The 2,527-nt window shown below is 56.0% G+C and carries 2 protein-coding genes; both read right to left on the reverse strand.

Going from position 1 to position 2,527, the window contains the following annotated elements; all coding sequences use genetic code 11:
- A partial coding sequence (locus ORS3428_RS32965; protein ID WP_172833658.1) for an ATP-binding cassette domain-containing protein occupies nucleotides 1-1,119 on the reverse strand: 1,119 nt, incomplete at its 3' end.
- Between the two features lie 179 nt (nucleotides 1,120-1,298).
- Nucleotides 1,299-2,312 carry a sugar ABC transporter substrate-binding protein gene (locus ORS3428_RS07740; RefSeq protein WP_082037191.1) on the reverse strand — a complete coding sequence of 338 codons (1,014 nt, stop codon included), beginning with the start codon at nucleotides 2,310-2,312 and terminating at the stop codon, nucleotides 1,299-1,301.
- Nucleotides 2,313-2,527 lie beyond the last annotated feature (215 nt).

The following is a 2,527-nucleotide window of genomic DNA, read 5'->3' on the forward strand; positions in this document are numbered from 1 at the left end:
GTTCCGTTCGCGTGCCACCTCGGGCAACACCGTCCACTTCGATAGACTGGAAAGATACGGGAACGAGATATTCATGCAAACGCTAGATTGCATGAACAGTCCCTGGCTGGAACGATCTTCCGGAACAAGCVCCATACCTGCGCGCATTGCCGCGCGCGGCGAGCGGCCAACCGGCTTATCATTGAGCGTGACGGCACCGACCGCCTTGGGATCGGCCCCAAAAACAGCGTGCAGTATTTCACTGCGGCCCGAGCCCAAGAAACCTGCAAGCCCAAGGACTTCGCCGGTTGYGACATTGAAGTTCGCAGGCGCGAGACGCGAACCTGAGGCCAAATCCTTTACCGACAGGGCAATCCCGCCCGTGTCCGCGCTCTTTTCAGCATGTTGGCGAGCAATAGCTTCGATAGCTCTGCCAACGATTGCGTTCGCGATGGCATCAGAGTCGACTTCGCTGGTGCGTGCAGTCAGGACGACAACGCCGTCGCGAATTACCGTGACGTCGTCCGTCAATGCGAGAATCTCATCGAGGAAATGCGAGACAAAGATGACAGCCTTGCCCTCAATCGACGTCAGTTGCCTCACGACCTTATAGACTACGTCCCGCTCTTCCACCCCGAGTGACGCGGTAGGTTCATCCATGACCATGATCTGAGCACCCTCGATAAGCGCGGTGATGATCGACACCATCTGACGCTGTCCGATGCTCAGATCGCCGACCGTCGCGTCGGGATCCAGATAGTAGCCGATTTTTTCCATCACTCGCCGAAGTTTTGCCGCRTCCTCGTCGCTCCGGCGCCAACCGGCAGTTTTGCTAAGAAAGACGTTGTCAATGACGGAGAGCGTCGGGACCACCGGTATGTGTTGGTAGATCGTGGCGACGCCGGCTTTCATTGCATCGGCAGGCCTCTTCCATGCCAGCTGTCGTTCGCCAAGTCGCATTGTACCGCCGGATGCCGTTATGGCGCCGGACAATATCTTGATTAGCGTCGACTTGCCCGCCCCGTTTGCGCCAAGCAGTCCATGCACGGTACCTGGTCGAACAACCAGATCAACACCCTTGAGGGCTACTGTCCCGTTCGGATAGATCTTGCGGATACCCTCCAGGCTCAACGTATCCATGGACATCCTCCGAGCGACGCAGCTAAGACAGAAGGACGCCAAATATTTGTCGCGTACACGAATAAGTCCTCAATGGAATTGGGGTTGCCTCCCATTTTGCCAACCGCAACGGCGCGACATGTGCCGCCTGCGGATGCTGGCGGCACATGAATGAAAGGTCAGCGTTCCGTCACGTCCCATCAGAATTGCGGCTTACAATCATCAACATTGTCTTTCGTCACAAGGAAGTTCGGAACGACGAAGAGGGCTCCCTTTCGGTCAAACTTGCCCGATATTTGCTGGTAGAGAACCTGAAACGACTTGTGACCGATGCTCTCCGGCCGGTTGCAGACCGTCGCTGCAATGCCTCCGGCCTTAAGCGCGGTTATTCCGTCGGTGTTGCCGTCGATGCTAACGATAGGTATATTCGAGCCGGCCGCCTTCACTGCGCGCGCGCAACCTGCGCCCATGCTGTCGGCATCCGCGAAAATCAGGTCGATATCCGGTTTCGAGGTCAGCATGTTCGCACATACGGTCTCGGCCTTGTCCGCCATCCAGTCAGCCGGCTGAGACGCTACGATCTCGTAGCTTGCATGGGCGGCATCAAGTGCTTCTTTGAAGCCATTGTTTCGCGTGACCACATCGGAATAGCCGGCAGCGCCTTCGACGATCGCAATCTTGGCCTTACGGCCCTTCGGCAAAAGCGTGGTAGCAAAAGTGCCGATGGTCCTTCCCGAATTCACGTTGTCATGGGCTACATAGGCGACGAGGGAGGTCGGAACCGCATCCATCGGCTCCTTGGACGCATCCCCGATCTGGCTGCTGGTGGCGATGACCGGAATGCCGGCTGCGGCAAGCTTTGCCACCAGTGGCACACTTACCCGACCGTCAACCGGGAAAAACAGAACGCCCGAGTATCCTTGGGTAATGATGTCATCCACCTGGTTGGCTTGCTTGTCGACAGAGTTGTTGGCGTCGAAAATATCGACTTGTACGCCCGCGCTCTTGCCCTCCTCGACAGCACCGCGACCAACGGCCGGAGGAAAGGTGAAGCCTTGCCCGGCGCTAAGGAAAGCAACCTTCCCATTACCCCCAGCCAATGCGCCATGACTTGCCGCGGCCATTATTGCAGCGCCAAACATGAACACCTGCAACCGCTTCGCATATGACATCGTTTTTAGTCCTCCCTGTACATTAGATTTGATACGTGACATTCGTGTAACCTCCCTTAAGACTCGCTTGCGCTTAAAAGATCAGAATGGCCTACTCCTATCAGAACATCTTTGAATTCATTACACTTCACTTAGCGAATTTGGATTCGCAATTATTGGAGCAACTCGCGAAACTCGTTTTGCAACTCGCCGATGCCGGCAATTTCGATGCGCACAATGTCTCCGTGCGCCAAATATTTCGGGGGATTGAAGCCGAT

The organism is Mesorhizobium sp. ORS 3428 (assembly GCF_001854785.1).
Classification (GTDB): Bacteria; Pseudomonadota; Alphaproteobacteria; order Rhizobiales; family Rhizobiaceae; genus Mesorhizobium.

What these genes read in the sequence shown, in the direction of transcription:
- ORS3428_RS07740 (WP_082037191.1), bottom strand. Translation starts at nt 2,312, where the DNA reads ATGTCACGTATCAAATCTAATGTACAGGGAGGACTAAAAACGATGTCA.